We start from the raw sequence: 14,363 nt of genomic DNA, 5'->3' as shown, positions 1-14,363 counted from the left end.
GATACCAAGGAAACTCAGCCATGAACAAACCTAGCGATCGCAACATCAAAGCAATTGATCCTGATGACATTGGATACAACGAAACGACGAACGAGCACTTCAGCTCAGTCCTGGAGACTCGTGTCAGCCGTCGCAATATGCTGCGTGGTGGCGTAGCTACGGCAGTCAGTGCCATGTTTGGCAGTGTCGGTCTGGCAGCTTGCGGTGGATCAAATGACACCGCTGCACCAATCTCAACAACACCGGTTGTTACTACACCAGTTGAAAAACTGTTAGGTTTCACCGCAGTTGCAAAGAGTCTGGCTGACGTAGTTGTTGTGCCTGCTGGTTATACCGCTACTGCTATATATGCTTTGGGTGATCCGCTGACAGCAGCTACACCAGCTTACAAAAACGACGGTACGGATACCGATTTTGAGAACCGTGCCGGCGATCATCATGACGGCATGGAATGGTTCGGTTTATCAGCGGATGGCAAGCCGTCTGCTAGTTCAGTAGAACGTGGCTTGCTTGGCGTAAATCACGAGGCGACTACTGACCAGACGCGCTCTTCATTTTTCATTCATGCTAATGGCGGAACTTCCACATTGCCACGCCCCGCAGTGGAAGTTGATAAAGAAACGGCCCTGCACGGTGTGTCTTTTGTTGAGGTTCGCAAAACTGGCAGCAAGTGGGAATATGTCAAAGATTCCAGCTTCAATCGTCGTTTCACTTGCTTGACTGACATGGAGCTCTCGGGCCCTGTGCGTGGAAACGCCTTGGCTGTCACAAAGTACTCTGGCAATGGACAAAAAACGCGTGGCACTTTGAATAACTGTGGTACAGGAAAAACACCCTGGAATAGCTTCCTGACAGGTGAGGAAAACTGGGCAGGTTACTTCACACGCGGCGCAGCTGATGATGCAGCACGGGCAAGTGACAAGAGTGTTGTTGCACTTAAGCGTTATGGCAGTTCCCAGGGAGGTAATTCCCGTCATGGCTGGGAAACAGGTGGTACGGATGACAAATATGCACGCTGGAATATCAGCAAGCTTGGCACTTCTGCAAATGGTAGCGATGACTACCGTAATGAGATGAACGGTATGGGCTACATCGTCGAGATGGACGCCTATGATAAAACCAAACTGGCAAAAAAACGTACTGCCCTTGGTCGCTTTGCGCATGAAAGTGCAGCTTTTGGTAAGCCAGTCGCAGGTAAACCGCTGGCGGTTTACATGGGTGATGATTCCCGTAACGAATACATCTACAAGTTTGTGTCGACAGCAAACTGGGATGCCGCGGATGCAACGTCAAGCAATGTTTTGGCTACAGGCGACAAGTATCTTGATAGTGGAAAATTGTTTGTAGCTCAGTTCTCCGCAGACGGAAGCGGTAAATGGGTAGAGTTGAGTATGAGTAATCCTCTCATCGCGAACTTTGCTACTTACAAATTTGCTGATCAAGCAGATATTTGCGTGAATGCACGCCTAGCTGCAGATGCAGTGGGTGCAACCAAGATGGATAGACCAGAATGGTGTTCAACAAACCCGGCCAATGGTGAAATCTATTACTCACTGACCAATAACAGCAATCGCAATGTTGATCCAACAGGCTCCTCACAACTGGTACCTGATTCTGCCAACCCACGTGCCTATACCGACATGAAGGGTACGACCGCTCAAAACGGCAATCCGAATGGCCATATTCTGCGCATGAAGGAAGGTGCCGATGGTTCTGCTGCTTTGGTGTTTACATGGGATGTCTATCTGTTTGCCGCTGAAGCAAGCGCAGATGCTGGCAAAATCAATTTGTCCAGCCTGACAAATGATCAAGACATGTCCAGCCCAGACGGACTTGCTTTCAGCCCTGCTACCGGAATCTGCTGGATACAGACAGATGACGGTGCTTACACTGATGTGACTAATTGTATGATGCTTGCAGGTTTGCCAGGGCAAGTCGGTGATGGCGCGAAAGTCACTTTGAGCTATCCAAAAAAAGAAGGTGGGACACTGGATGTCAGCACTTATGTAGGTAAAAAACCAACAGCAGATACACTGAAACGCTTCTTGGTTGGTCCAGTGGCTTGTGAATTGACTGGTATCGCCGAAACTCCAGATGGAAAAGCGTTGTTTGTCAATATACAACATCCTGGCGAGACGACAGCAATGGCAAACATTGCTGATCCAAGCAAATACACCAGCCAGTGGCCAAGCAACGCTGGCTATGGTGCAGGCAAACGCCCACGCTCAGCTACTATCGTGATTACAAAAAATGACGGTGGCCGTATCGGTAGTTGATAATAGTTTTTGCTTCGAAAAAACGGCACATGTGAATGTGCCGTTTTTTTTTGGGAGCGAGTTTGTGCTGTCGCCATTTCTCGAACGGCCTTCGTCTTTCTACTATTGGGAGCGTGGATACACTGCTTTCATCTTTTTTTATAAGCAAATAGAACTGGGCACTTTCTAGCAAAATCCTGTGCTACATTTGCTAGCTATTGTGGAAAACTTTATTCCCAAAGAGCTTGGAAAATCATGCACAATGCGCTGAAATCGTCTTTGCTGGTCCTACCCTTGCTGATCAGTTCGCTGGCCCATGCGGCAACGGATCCAGCCTATGAAAAAGTGTTGACAACAGATGCACCGAATGCCAAGGATCATCCACTGACCGGGCGTTACCAGGGCTCAAGTATCCTGTTGCAGACGCGCAAAGCCTATGATGAATTTTCCTTCCCGGCTGGCCCTGCGACTGAGCCAGACTACAGCAGCAACAAGAAATTCTCCAAAGGCAAAAGGCCGAAGGTGCGCTGACCCGCACAGTTTACATAGTGCCGAAAGGGCGCTCGTCTTTGGAAGTGTTCCGCAACTTCACTGACAGCCTGGCCAGCAAAGGCTTCAAGCCAGCATTCCAGTGTGATAACGACAGCTGCGGCCCCTCCTTCAAGAACCTGAAATACAACTGGAACGAAAAGCGTACCCATGTCCAGGGTGAGGGGTATGATGCCAACCGCAATCGTTTTGTGCAGGCAGTGTTTGATGGTGGCAAGGATCTGCGCTATACCTTGCTGCAAAAAGGTACGGGGCCAGCGACGACTTATGTGGGTGTGTATGCAGCACTCAATTCTGGTGGCACCATGGGTGATGTTACCGACAGCATGAATGACCGCGTTGCCGTTTTGGTAGAAGTGCTGGAACCCAAAGCAATGGAACAAAATATCGTCACCGTTGACGCTGATGCGATCAGCAAGGAATTGGCTGCCAATGGCGCGGTGAGTTTTTATGGACTGTATTTCGACACCGACAAAGCGGTGATCAAGCCAGAATCCAAACCACAACTCGATGAAATGGCGAAATACCTGAAGGGCAATACCGCAGCTGTCTACATCGTTGGCCATACCGATACCCAGGGAGTACTCGACTACAACATGACTTTGTCCGGTAAACGTGCCCAGGCCGTGGTGGATGCACTGAAAACCTATGGTATCCCTGATGGCCGTCTTATCGCCAAAGGTGTCGGGCCGCTGGCTCCACGCGCATCCAATGCGGCTGAAGCCGGGCGTTCCAAAAATCGCCGCGTTGAAATGGTATTGCGTTGATGTCTTGCGCTATTTTTTAGCGCGCGGATGGGTCTGGTCGTAGACTTTGGCCAGATGCTGGAAGTCTAGCGAGGTATAGACCTGGGTCGCTGAAATCGAACTGTGGCCCAGCATTTCCTGCACTGCGCGCAAGTCACCGGACGACTGCAGTACATGCGAAGCAAAGGAATGGCGCAACATGTGTGGATGCACATTCGCTGGTATATCCAGCGTTTGTGCATGTGCCTTCAGGCGCAGTTGTATCAGACGGACAGAAATACGTGTGCCACGCTCGCTTAAGAATAGCGGGTGCGGGTCAGCTTTTACCAGCGTAGGACGAATAGCCAGCCAGTCCTGCAATGCGTCCAGCGCGGGTTTGCCAACAGGCACGATACGTTGCTTGCCCCCTTTGCCAGTGACATGCACTTCACCCTCCTGGCGATCAACCCAGCCCGCCGAGCTATAGCCGGACTCATTGACAGCCATCACATCCAGGCTGGCCAGTTCAGATACCCGCAATCCACTGGAATACAAGAGTTCAAACATGGCACGGTTGGCGCGTGCTGTGGGCAGGTCCCCACCCTTATGGGCGACCAGGTGCACCGCATCATCCGCCCCCAGCGCTTTGGGCAAGGGTTTGCCTTTCTTGGGGGCGCGTACTCCCTCTACCGGGTTCGCGGCCAGATCGTGCTCTTCCAGCAGCCAGCGGTAAAAGCCGCGCCAGCTGGATAGCTTGCGGGCAATGCTACGGGCGTTTTGTCCGCCCGCATGCATCTGTGCAGCAAAACGCCGTATATGATGTGTCGTCAGACTCAGCAGTTCGGCGGTCCCGGCGAGCTTGATAAGTTCATGCAAATCCAGCAAATAACTGTCCAGCGTATGCTGCGACAATTGCCTCTGACTGCGCAAGACTTCCAGATAATTGGCCAGATACTGATCTTGCGTATTCATACCAACCTTCAGCGGGAAGTGAAACCTTACATGTCCACCATACAGCTCAGGGCCGCACTACTGGTATCGGCAATCTTGCTGAGGAAATCTGTGGCCATGTCCTTGGTATAGCGATTAGGGTCAGGTGAACCCAATACCAGCAAGCCAAAGGTAGGCCCGGTTGCCGACAGGCGCAAAGGCAGCATCGCCAGGGATTCAATCGCCTGATCAGTTTCCAGCCAGGCTGCCGCTTCAAAATCATGGTTCTTGCCACAATAAGGTGTAGTCAAGCCCTTGGCAAACAATTGCGCATCATCACTGGTGGAGCTGGCAAACCAGGTATGAGCAAAATCTTCTGCGACATTCCACAAACGCAGGGTGGCATGTGGCAATTCAAAAATGTCTTGCAAACCCTGGGTCAAGGCATGTGGCAGATCAACATCATTGCGTGCCAATAAAAGCGCCCGCGTCCAGCGCTGGAATTTCTGGCTGATATCATGATTTTCTTCGGCGATACGCAGCAAGTCTGCCATGCGCAATTCCAGGCTGCGATATTTTTCGCGAACGACTTCCATCTGCCTTTCCTGCAGTGAGATGGCACGTCCCATGACCGGGCTGGTGAGCTTGATGGAACCAAGCAACTCGGCATGTTCTTCAAAAAAATGCGGATGCTGTATCAGGTAGGTGGCGATATCTGTAGAATTCATTGTGTTTCTGTTAAATTAATTTCGCCTTCGAAGACGGTGACGGCGGGGCCGCTCAGGAAGACTGGCTGTCCTTCGCCTGCCCAGGCAATAGAGAGTTCGCCACCTCGCATGCTGACACGTACCGGGCTATCAAGCAAGCCACGGCGTATTCCAGCCACGGCTGCCGCACAGGCACCCGTACCGCAAGCCAGGGTTTCACCAGCACCTCGTTCAAACACGCGCAGGCGTATCTGCTGGCGTGCCACTATTTCCATGAAACCAGCATTCACCCGGCGCGGGAAACGTGGGTGGTGCTCTATGAGCGGGCCATCAACGGCAACCGGGAAGTCATTCACAGCAGCTACGATTTGCACCGCATGCGGGTTTCCCATGGACACAGCAGAAATCCAGGCCTGCTTGCCATTGATGTCCAGCGGCCACAAGCTGTCATTTCCCTCTGGTCTGGACTCCAGACCTTCGGCATTGAATGGCACCTGGGCAGCTTCCAGTATTGGTGCGCCCATGTTGACAGTGATATTACCATCCTCCCCCATGCGTGGCTCTATGATGCCGGACATGGTTTCCACCCGTATACTGGACTTGCTGGTCAGGCCTTTTTCCAGGACAAACTGCACGAAGGCACGCGAGCCATTGCCGCATTGCTCAACTTCGCCACCGTCAGCGTTATAGATGCGGTAGCGGAAGTCAACATCCTGGCTTTCCGGGCGTTCAACCACCAGGATCTGGTCTGCACCTATGCCAAAGCGGCGGTCAGCAATCAGCCTCCACTGCGCAGGAGTGAAATTGATGTGCTGGTTGATGGCGTCGATAACGACAAAATCATTACCCGCACCATGCATTTTGGTGAATTTGAGTTTCATGCAGTGATTATATCCTCAGTCGCACAGCCCATGTGCTTCTGGCGTTTTCATCTCACTCCAGTTGATAGACCCCGCAACCCAATACGAGATTGTCATCGACTACTTCTATATAAGAAGTTTTTGCTTCCGTCTTTTTCGAGACTGGATTAACAATCGTGTAATTGACCCATCCGCCGGTTTCAGGCAAATCAAAGGCATCCCTGACCAGTTTGCGGCCATCAAGGCCATCCACATGAAACAGGTTGATCTTGAGCTTGGCGGCATTGCCTGCAAAAGCCAGGTATTGCCCATTGCGGTCAAAGGCAAACACATACATATCGCGGTCGGCATACAGTTTGTCGGTATTGGCTGTGATGATTTGCAGTGCAGGCCTGCCTCTGGACTGATACAAGGTCACGGCTTTCTTGACCAGGGCATGCGCTTCATCGGCTGTGCCTTGCAATAATTTGAAGGCAGATGCCGCCCTGGTTAGCGCATGGGCCTTGTCTTCCAGGCTGATGGAGGCATGTTTGGCCTGTTCTGCCATCTGTGCATTGCTCTGGGTAATTTCATCGAGATGGCGCAAGGCTTCAGAGATTTGCGACAGGCCATTGCTTTGCTCACTGGAAGCGACAGAAATAGCATTGATATTATTCGCCAGTTCGCGGATGCCGCCGACGATATCAGTCAGTGTCATGTTGACATTGTTGATCTGACTGACACCCTGATCCACCCTCTGCACAGAATCATCAATCAGGCGTCTGATCTGACGGGCTGAGTCGGCACTGCGTTGCGCCAGGCTGCGCACTTCACTGGCAACAACAGCAAAACCACGCCCATGTTCACCCGCACGCGAAGCTTCTACTGCCGCATTCAGCGCCAGAATATCGGTCTGGAAAGATATGCCATCAATCAGGCTGACGATTTCCTGCACTTTGCGGGCGCTCTGGTGTATGCCATTCATGGACTCGACTGCTGCACGCATGTCGTCGCCTGTCGATTCGGTAATCAATCGGAGGTTTGCTGCCAGGTTGTCGACCGCCCTGGCACTGTCGGCATTTTTTTTCACTGTATCGGCAAGGTCATCTACGCTGGCCGATGTTTGTTCCAGGCTCGATGCCTGTTGCTCGGTTCTGACAGTCAGGTCACTGATGTTCGTCGCCAGGCCCTCGCCAAGTTGAGCCACCATGCTGGCATTGCTGCGCACATTGGCGACCAGTCGTGACAAATTGCCATTCATGGCTTCCAGCAAATTGCCGGTTTTCGCCAGCTCGTCCTTGCCTATGATGCGTATGTGATTTGTCAGGTCGCCAGCAGCAACAGCATGGGCTGCCCGCCCGACCTGGTTCAAGGCGGAAATGAAGTCGCGATAAAAGCCCAGTGCCAGATAACAACTGAGGATGACAATAAGCGCTATGCCCAGGCTCAGCAGGTTTTGATACAAATCCATCTGTTTGCTGCTGTCTGTCAGTATCCCGCTCAGCTTGCCTTGCATCTGGGTTTGCAATACCAGGGCTTTTTCTATGGCGAGTGTGCCTTGGGCAAAATAGGTATTGGCTTCGCCGTTGATGCTTTCTGCCAACAGGTTTTTACGGGTTAGCGCTGCAAATGCCTGTGATGCCTCGAAAGCGGCCTGTTCTGCTGTGGCCACGTTCAAGCCTGCGCGCTGCATTGCCTCATCCAGATCAACCACGCCATTCATGGAAGCCTGCAAGGCATCCAGCCGTGAGACTATGCCTGCTTTTTCCGGGAATTCCATGGTCCCGGTTTTGATATAGCTGGCACCCAGCCCCCGCAACAGTGCCAGATGTTCTATCCAGATTGGCAGCTTGCGCATGGAGACGTCCAGCAAAAGAAAATTTGCACTGTCGCTATTCGTCAGCAATCCCGTCCTTTCATTGAGCAGGGCAGAGAACTGCAAGCTTTGCCTGATCAGGCGGCTATGCTGGGTGAGATTGTCTTTCACATTGGCAGCAATCTGGCCTGCTGCGAGTTGCCTGAGTTCGTCAGCACTGGCTTTCCATGGTGCTTGCAAGCCCAGGGTGGTGTTGTTATTGAGGAATAGATCAAGCTGATCGAGGCTGGCTTTCAATTCAGACCGGGTTTTAAGCAAGTCATCATCCAGATTTTGACCAGACAGTCTGAGATTCACGTGGTCACGGTGTTTTTGTGTCTGTATCACAACTTTCATGATCAGGCTATTCGCCTCTACTCCCAACAGGCCTGCATGTGCCTGCGAGGCTTCGGCGTGGATTTGCCTGAGAGACAGGCTGGCAAAAAACAACAGTGGCAGTAGCAAAAGGATAAAGATGTCCAGCAATTTGCTACGCAAACTGAGTTTGCTCATCAGCACTGTACAGGGGTGCATGATCTTATCGGTCAGACTGGCTTTATTCCTGGACATACGAATCCTTGCGTTAGGGCATCACTGTCTCACTGCCTGATTGCTTAGGGCCTGCTTCTGCTTACAGCCTATTCTCCCAGATTATTGATATTGATACGATAGAAATTGAATGCATAAAAAACAAATATTTCAATACTGAATTCATGATGACCAGTACACTTTTCTTAGGTGTCAGTCATACTGTACTGGTCTTTTTGTGGGGCACTGTCCATTGGGTCGAACAATACAGCATGTTAATGTGCTGTCCATAAATAGTAGATTGAAGTAGTTCGCCTTTCGTCATTCAATCTACATTAAAAAGTATATGATTCACTCACAAGGTGATTCTGTTTTGTTGCGCACACCATTGCCATACGATAAAAAGCACGGAGACCCCATGAACGCACCCCTCAAAGCCGAGCAGCATGCGCTGATCGACAACAATATTTCCCTGGACGATAAATTCACGCTGGAGCGCGGCCGCGCCTTCATGACCGGCACCCAGGCCCTGATACGCCTGATGATGTTGCAGCGCCAGGCCGATGAAAAAGCAGGCCTCAATACCGGCGGCTATATCAGCGGTTATCGCGGCTCACCTTTGGGCAACGTGGATCTGACCGCTGCCAAGGCGAAAAAACATCTGGCCAAGCACCATGTAAAATTTCACCCCGGCGTGAATGAAGATCTGGCGGCCACGACAGTCTGGGGTACGCAACAGGTGAATATGTTCCCTGGTGCTAAATATGATGGTGTGTTTGCCATGTGGTATGGCAAGGGCCCGGGTGTAGATCGTTGCGGTGACGTATTCAAGCATGCCAATCTGGCAGGTACTTCAAAACATGGTGGTGTACTGGTCGTGGCGGGTGATGACCATGCCGCCAAGTCTTCCACGGCAGCTCATCAGAGTGAACATATCCTCAAAGCCTGTGGTATCCCGGTCTTGTATCCATCTACCGTGCAGGAATATCTGGACTACGGTCTGCATGGCATCGCCATGTCGCGCTATACCGGCCTGTGGGTATCGATGAAATGCGTGACAGATATTGTGGAATCCGGTGCCGTCGTCGATATCGACCCGGACCGCGTCAAACCAGTGATTCCTGAAGATTTTGTCTTGCCAGCCGATGGCGTGAACATCCGCACACCAGACCCTGTGCTGGCGCAAGAAATCCGCATGAATAACTACAAATGGTATGCGGCGCTGGCCTATGCGCGTGCCAACAAACTCAATAAAATCATCTGGGACAGCCCGGTTGCCAAGATAGGTATCATCACTGCCGGTAAATCCTACCTCGATACCCGTCAGGCACTGGCCGACCTGGGTATCGATGAACAAGTCGCCAAGGATATTGGCATACGTCTGTACAAGATAGGTTTGACCTGGCCGCTGGAGTCTGAAGGCGTGCGTGAATTCGCTACTGGTCTGGAAGAAATCCTGGTGGTTGAAGAAAAACGCCAGATCCTTGAATACGCCTTGAAAGAAGAACTATATAACTGGGAAGATAAAGTCCGCCCACGCGTAGTTGGCAAATTTGATGATAGTGGTGAGTGGAGTAATCTGCATGGTTCTGGCCATGGTGAATGGTTGCTGCCCGCGACTTATGAGTTGAACCCGGCACAGATCGCCAGAGCGATTGCTTCGCGCATCAGCCGTTACTTCGCCGGTCATCCGGTAGAGCAACGCGTCAAAGAGCGCGTGGCCTATCTGGAAGCCAAGGAATCCATGCTGAATGTGATTTCCAAGCCTGATCCTAACAAAGACCGCGTGCCGCATTTTTGTTCCGGTTGCCCGCACAATACATCGACTAAAGTACCTGAAGGCAGTCGTGCACTGGCCGGTATCGGTTGCCATTACATGGTGACCTGGATGGACCGCGAAACTTCCACCTTCACCCACATGGGTGCAGAAGGCGTGACCTGGGTAGGTCAGGCACCATTCACCACCGAGAACCATGTGTTCTGTAATCTGGGTGACGGTACTTACTATCACTCTGGTTTGCTGGCGATACGCGCTGCGGTATCGGGTGAAGTCAATATCACCTACAAAATCCTGTTCAATGATGCCGTCGCCATGACGGGTGGGCAGGAATTTGATGGCCCGCTGGACCCTGGCATGATCTCCCGCCAGATCGCTGCTGAAGGCGTCGGCCCTATCATCGTCGTTACTGACGAGCCAGAAAAATATGGTGCAGGCTATCCATGGGCACCAGGCGTCACCGTGCGTCACCGTAGTGAACTTGATGCCGTGCAACGCGAACTGCGCGTGGCCAAGGGCGTCTCTGCCATGATTTATGACCAGACCTGTGCTTCTGAAAAACGCCGCCGCAGGAAAAAATTCGACAAGGATGGCAAACCTGGCTTCCCTGACCCTGCTAAACGTGCAGTCATCAATGAAGCAGTCTGCGAAGGCTGTGGCGATTGCTCGGTGCAATCGAACTGTCTGTCAGTAGAGCCGCTGGAAACCGAATTTGGTCGCAAACGCCAGATCAACCAGTCTTCCTGCAACAAGGACTTTTCCTGCGTCACAGGTTTCTGCCCCAGCTTTGTCACCGTTGAAGGCGGCAAGCTCAAGAAACCGGCAAAAGCAAAAATTGAACCGGGTAATGCACTCGACGTGAATACACTGCCTTATCCAGCCTTGCCTGATACCAAGATACCTTTCGGTGTACTGGTTACCGGTGTCGGTGGTACTGGCGTTATCACCATAGGCCAGATCATGGCCATGGCTGCGCATTTGCAGGGTAAAGCATGCTCCGTGCTGGACATGACAGGTCTGGCGCAAAAAGGTGGTGCGGTGATGTCACATGTACGCCTGGCTGACAAGGCCGACGACATACAGTCAACCCGTGTAGGCACAGGCATGGCTGATCTGGTCATAGGCTGTGACCTCATCGTGACAGCAGGCAAGGATGCGCTGTCACGCATGGGTGATGGCCGCACGCATGCCGCCATCAATGCCAATGGCTCGCCGACTTCGACTTTCATCAAGAACCCGAACTGGCAATTCCCGGCTGAATCAGCAGAGAATGATATTCGTAAAGCCTGTGGTGCTGACCGTGTAGACATGATAGATGCAGCCTCGATAGCCACAGCCTTGATGGGTGACAATATCGCCACCAATATGTTCATCCTTGGTTACTCATGGCAAAAAGGCTGGGTACCGCTGGAAGAAGTCGCCCTGATGCGCGCGATTGAACTCAATGGTGTATCTATCGACTTCAACAAGCAGGCATTCAACTGGGGCCGCCTGGCTGCGCATGATCTGGCAGCAGTACAGCGCCTCGTGACGCCGGCACAAGTCATAGAACTGAAACGCGCACCGACACTGGACGACACCATCAACAAGCGCGTGGCTTTCCTGACAGATTACCAGGATGCAGCTTACGCCAGCCAGTACAGCGAATACGTTGCGCAAGTTAAAGCCGCAGAAAGCAAACTCGTCGATGGCAACAAGCCTTTACGCCTGACAGAAGCAGTAGCGAAATACCTGTTCAAACTGATGGCGTACAAAGACGAATATGAAGTCGCACGCTTATATACTGATGGCAAGTTCCAAAAGAAAATTGCCGACATGTTTGAAGGTGACTACGCCATCAACTTCCACCTGGCACCACCTTTGCTGGCCAAGCGTGATGACAAAGGCCATCTGATCAAGCAACAGTTTGGCCCATGGATGATGAAAGCCTTTGGCATGCTGGCTAAGTTCAAGTCTTTGCGTGGCGGCACATTTGATATCTTTGGTTATACCGAAGAACGCAAGATGGAACGTGCCCTGCCTGTCGAGTACAAGCAAACCTTGAACAAGCTGTTGCCTTTGCTGAATGCAGATAATTTGTCCAAGGCAGTAGCGATAGCCAGTATCCCCGAAGACATACGCGGTTATGGCCACGTCAAGGAAAGGCATTTCAAGGCCGCTAAGGCCAAGGAAGCGACGCTGATTGCTGAATTCAATACGGCACAGTCTGCGCAAAAAGCTGCGTAATCAAGCCTTAAATAATTTTGAAACCGCCATGTTTTGCGTGGCGGTTTTTTTTCGCCTGACTATTTGCACAGTCAGCAAAGCCGCAAGGCTTTAAAATAGCGTTTCTCTATTAGCCCGGAACCCATCATGCAAGCTCGTTTCTTCATCGCCACTGCCGCCATCCTGATGTTTATAGGCGTCGCCGCTGGTGCCTTTGGCGCGCATGGATTGAAGCAAATGCTGAGTGCCGACATGCTGGCTATCTGGCAAACGGCAGTGACTTATCAGATGGTGCATGGCCTGGGTATGCTGGCGCTGGGCATCATGTTGCAGCAACAGGATAATCCCTGGCTGCGCAAGGCTGCATGGGCAATGCTGGCCGGAGTGATTATTTTTAGTGGTAGTCTGTATGCACTGGCCTTGACTGGCATACGTGTACTGGGTGCGATTACGCCGATAGGTGGTGTGGCCTTCCTGGCGGGCTGGGCGATGCTGGCCTGGGCGGCAATTCGTCGTTAAGCCACCACTGGTGTGTCTGACCAGTGGATTTGGTCGAACAAGGCTTGCAGCTTTGCCGTGCGTGCAGGATTAATCATGCGCATATAGGCCAGTTTGCCTGCCAGATGAGCACGAAAGTTGGCATGTCCTTCACGGTTTTGTGAAGCTGGATTGTGACGCAGGCAGTTAGTCAGAATTGCTTTCAGAGTATCGTAATCGCTGCGTTTGATATTACAGTGGCTGTTCACGACAATACCCGTAACTTGTTGTCTGGTCGCGGCCCGCATGATGCGGGTTTTTTTATAGTTCAATACAAAACCTTCTTCTATCGCGATAGCTGCTACTTGCGGGATGAAGCGCGCCAGGCTTTGCTCAAATTGCGCATTACCAGAAAACGTCAGGTCATCCGCATAACGGCTATAGCTGACCTGCATCCTATCTGCCAAAGCTTGCAGACGAATATCAAGTCGGTATGCACAGAGATTGGCGAGGGCAGGGGAGGTCGGTGCACCTTGCGGCAGATGTGGGCTACGTAGTAAATGACCTGAACTGACTGAGGCCTGTGAGTTGCAGGCCTTGTCTTTGACGATAGCGGTGGGCGTGCGGTTGCTGCATAGTCGTGCCAGCGTGCCCGCAACTTTTTCCGGATAACCTAGCTTGGCAAACAGGGCATGCAGGCGGGAGCCGGTAATACTTGTAAAGAAATCTTTCAAGTCCACTCTCACCACAACGCGCTGCCCGGTATGTTGTGCCGCATGGCTGATGCTGGAACGACCTTGTTGAAATGCCTGCGCTGCTGCATGCGGCGGTACCCGGTTCAATATCTGTTGCAGGACTTTTCTTTGTATATTGCGCAGGCGTGATTTGGGTACTTCCAGCAAACGCCAGCCGCCAGACGCTTTTTCAAGCCAGCGGTAATGATAGTGTCCCAGTTGTGGTGATGCTTGCGCATCCTGCCGCCACTGATCGGCAAACCAGGCAAGTTCACCGATACTCAGGTTGAGGTGTTTTGCCAGATCAGCAGAGTTGCTGAGTTCAGGCAAGGCCAAAGCTTGCAGCCATGCTGGTTTTTCTGGTGCAATGGCTGGCTGCAGGCAATACTGTTTGATTTGCGGTTTATCTTTACCACGCCAGGCATCGTCGAAACCACGGTCATCCACTATAAGTGCGGCCATTTCATGACGACTGTAATGATAAAAATGCGGGCCAGCATGCAGGTAAATTTTTTGGCACAGTGACGGTATCCACGGCCATTTTTTCCCCAATACCCAGCTCATGTTTTTCATCAGTGCGATATGACTGAATTCACCTGCCAGTAAGGCGTCGGCGATGGCTAAGGCGACCTGCTTGGGTGTGTCCATGCGTGTAAGGCAGTGATGTGTGACGTAAGAGGCGAAGCAGCGGGGCGGCGGAGAGCCTGCAACCAGTCTCGTCAAGTGTGAGCCAATCTGCATGAAGTGCAGGGCGGCTCACGCGATGAAATACCAGGTAAATT

10 protein-coding genes are annotated in these 14,363 nt (G+C 51.9%); 5 read left to right on the top strand and 5 right to left on the bottom strand.

What is annotated here, in order from left to right; genetic code table 11:
• Positions 1 to 20 precede the first annotated feature (20 nt).
• The 3 genes from Q8K39_RS20685 (at position 21) to Q8K39_RS20675 (ending at position 3,571) form a co-directional block, all read left to right on the top strand.
• Positions 21 to 2,276, top strand: coding sequence for a PhoX family phosphatase (locus tag Q8K39_RS20685; RefSeq protein WP_186955026.1), 2,256 nt, complete (start codon positions 21 to 23; stop codon positions 2,274 to 2,276).
• A 234-nt stretch (positions 2,277 to 2,510) separates the two neighbouring features.
• Positions 2,511 to 2,786, top strand: coding sequence for a hypothetical protein (locus Q8K39_RS20680; RefSeq protein WP_305263114.1), 276 nt, complete (start codon positions 2,511 to 2,513; stop codon positions 2,784 to 2,786).
• A gap of 44 nt (positions 2,787 to 2,830) precedes the next feature.
• A complete protein-coding gene (locus Q8K39_RS20675) occupies positions 2,831 to 3,571 on the top strand; it encodes an OmpA family protein (protein WP_305263165.1) in 741 nt (246 codons plus the stop codon).
• Positions 3,572 to 3,580: 9 nt separating this feature from the next.
• Here the strand turns inward: Q8K39_RS20675 and xerC are convergent, their stop codons facing one another.
• Genes xerC through Q8K39_RS20655 form a run of 4 tightly spaced genes read right to left on the bottom strand, consistent with a single transcriptional unit; the run spans position 3,581 to position 8,430 of the window.
• Entirely contained in the window at positions 3,581 to 4,501 is a 921-nt protein-coding gene (xerC, locus tag Q8K39_RS20670; protein WP_305263113.1) for a tyrosine recombinase XerC, read from the bottom strand.
• A gap of 26 nt (positions 4,502 to 4,527) precedes the next feature.
• Positions 4,528 to 5,187: a DUF484 family protein gene (locus Q8K39_RS20665; RefSeq protein ID WP_305263112.1), complete on the bottom strand. Its 660-nt coding sequence runs from the start codon at positions 5,185 to 5,187 to the stop codon at positions 4,528 to 4,530.
• Positions 5,184 to 6,047: a diaminopimelate epimerase gene (gene dapF / locus Q8K39_RS20660; RefSeq protein ID WP_186955022.1), complete on the bottom strand. Its 864-nt coding sequence runs from the start codon at positions 6,045 to 6,047 to the stop codon at positions 5,184 to 5,186. Before dapF ends, Q8K39_RS20665 begins: the two co-directional genes overlap by 4 nt.
• A gap of 52 nt (positions 6,048 to 6,099) precedes the next feature.
• A complete protein-coding gene (locus tag Q8K39_RS20655) occupies positions 6,100 to 8,430 on the bottom strand; it encodes a methyl-accepting chemotaxis protein (RefSeq protein WP_305263111.1) in 2,331 nt (776 codons plus the stop codon).
• 376 nt (positions 8,431 to 8,806) lie between these two features.
• On the opposite strand from Q8K39_RS20655, the gene Q8K39_RS20650 reads away from it, so the two are divergent.
• On the top strand, positions 8,807 to 12,391 hold the full coding sequence (locus Q8K39_RS20650) for an indolepyruvate ferredoxin oxidoreductase family protein (RefSeq protein ID WP_305263110.1): 3,585 nt from the start codon (positions 8,807 to 8,809) through the stop codon (positions 12,389 to 12,391).
• Positions 12,392 to 12,517: 126 nt separating this feature from the next.
• Entirely contained in the window at positions 12,518 to 12,889 is a 372-nt protein-coding gene (locus Q8K39_RS20645) for a DUF423 domain-containing protein (RefSeq protein WP_305263108.1), read from the top strand.
• Here Q8K39_RS20645 and Q8K39_RS20640 read toward each other — a convergent pair.
• Positions 12,886 to 14,229: a reverse transcriptase family protein gene (locus Q8K39_RS20640; RefSeq protein ID WP_305263106.1), complete on the bottom strand. Its 1,344-nt coding sequence runs from the start codon at positions 14,227 to 14,229 to the stop codon at positions 12,886 to 12,888. The genes Q8K39_RS20645 and Q8K39_RS20640 overlap by 4 nt on opposite strands.
• Between the last annotated feature and the right edge of the window lie 134 nt (positions 14,230 to 14,363).

The organism is Undibacterium sp. (genome assembly GCF_030683615.1).
Lineage (GTDB): Bacteria > Pseudomonadota > Gammaproteobacteria > Burkholderiales > Burkholderiaceae_D > Undibacterium > Undibacterium umbellatum.
Note: the sequence above shows the minus strand (reverse complement) of the source record. Positions and strands in the feature narration are given on the sequence as shown.

What these genes read in the sequence shown, in the direction of transcription:
- Q8K39_RS20655 (WP_305263111.1), bottom strand. Translation starts at nt 8,430, where the DNA reads ATGTCCAGGAATAAAGCCAGTCTGACCGATAAGATCATGCACCCCTGT.
- Q8K39_RS20680 (WP_305263114.1), top strand. Translation starts at nt 2,511, where the DNA reads ATGCACAATGCGCTGAAATCGTCTTTGCTGGTCCTACCCTTGCTGATC.
- Q8K39_RS20640 (WP_305263106.1), bottom strand. Translation starts at nt 14,229, where the DNA reads ATGGACACACCCAAGCAGGTCGCCTTAGCCATCGCCGACGCCTTACTG.
- Q8K39_RS20665 (WP_305263112.1), bottom strand. Translation starts at nt 5,187, where the DNA reads ATGAATTCTACAGATATCGCCACCTACCTGATACAGCATCCGCATTTT.
- xerC (WP_305263113.1), bottom strand. Translation starts at nt 4,501, where the DNA reads ATGAATACGCAAGATCAGTATCTGGCCAATTATCTGGAAGTCTTGCGC.
- Q8K39_RS20645 (WP_305263108.1), top strand. Translation starts at nt 12,518, where the DNA reads ATGCAAGCTCGTTTCTTCATCGCCACTGCCGCCATCCTGATGTTTATA.
- dapF (WP_186955022.1), bottom strand. Translation starts at nt 6,047, where the DNA reads ATGAAACTCAAATTCACCAAAATGCATGGTGCGGGTAATGATTTTGTC.
- Q8K39_RS20685 (WP_186955026.1), top strand. Translation starts at nt 21, where the DNA reads ATGAACAAACCTAGCGATCGCAACATCAAAGCAATTGATCCTGATGAC.
- Q8K39_RS20650 (WP_305263110.1), top strand. Translation starts at nt 8,807, where the DNA reads ATGAACGCACCCCTCAAAGCCGAGCAGCATGCGCTGATCGACAACAAT.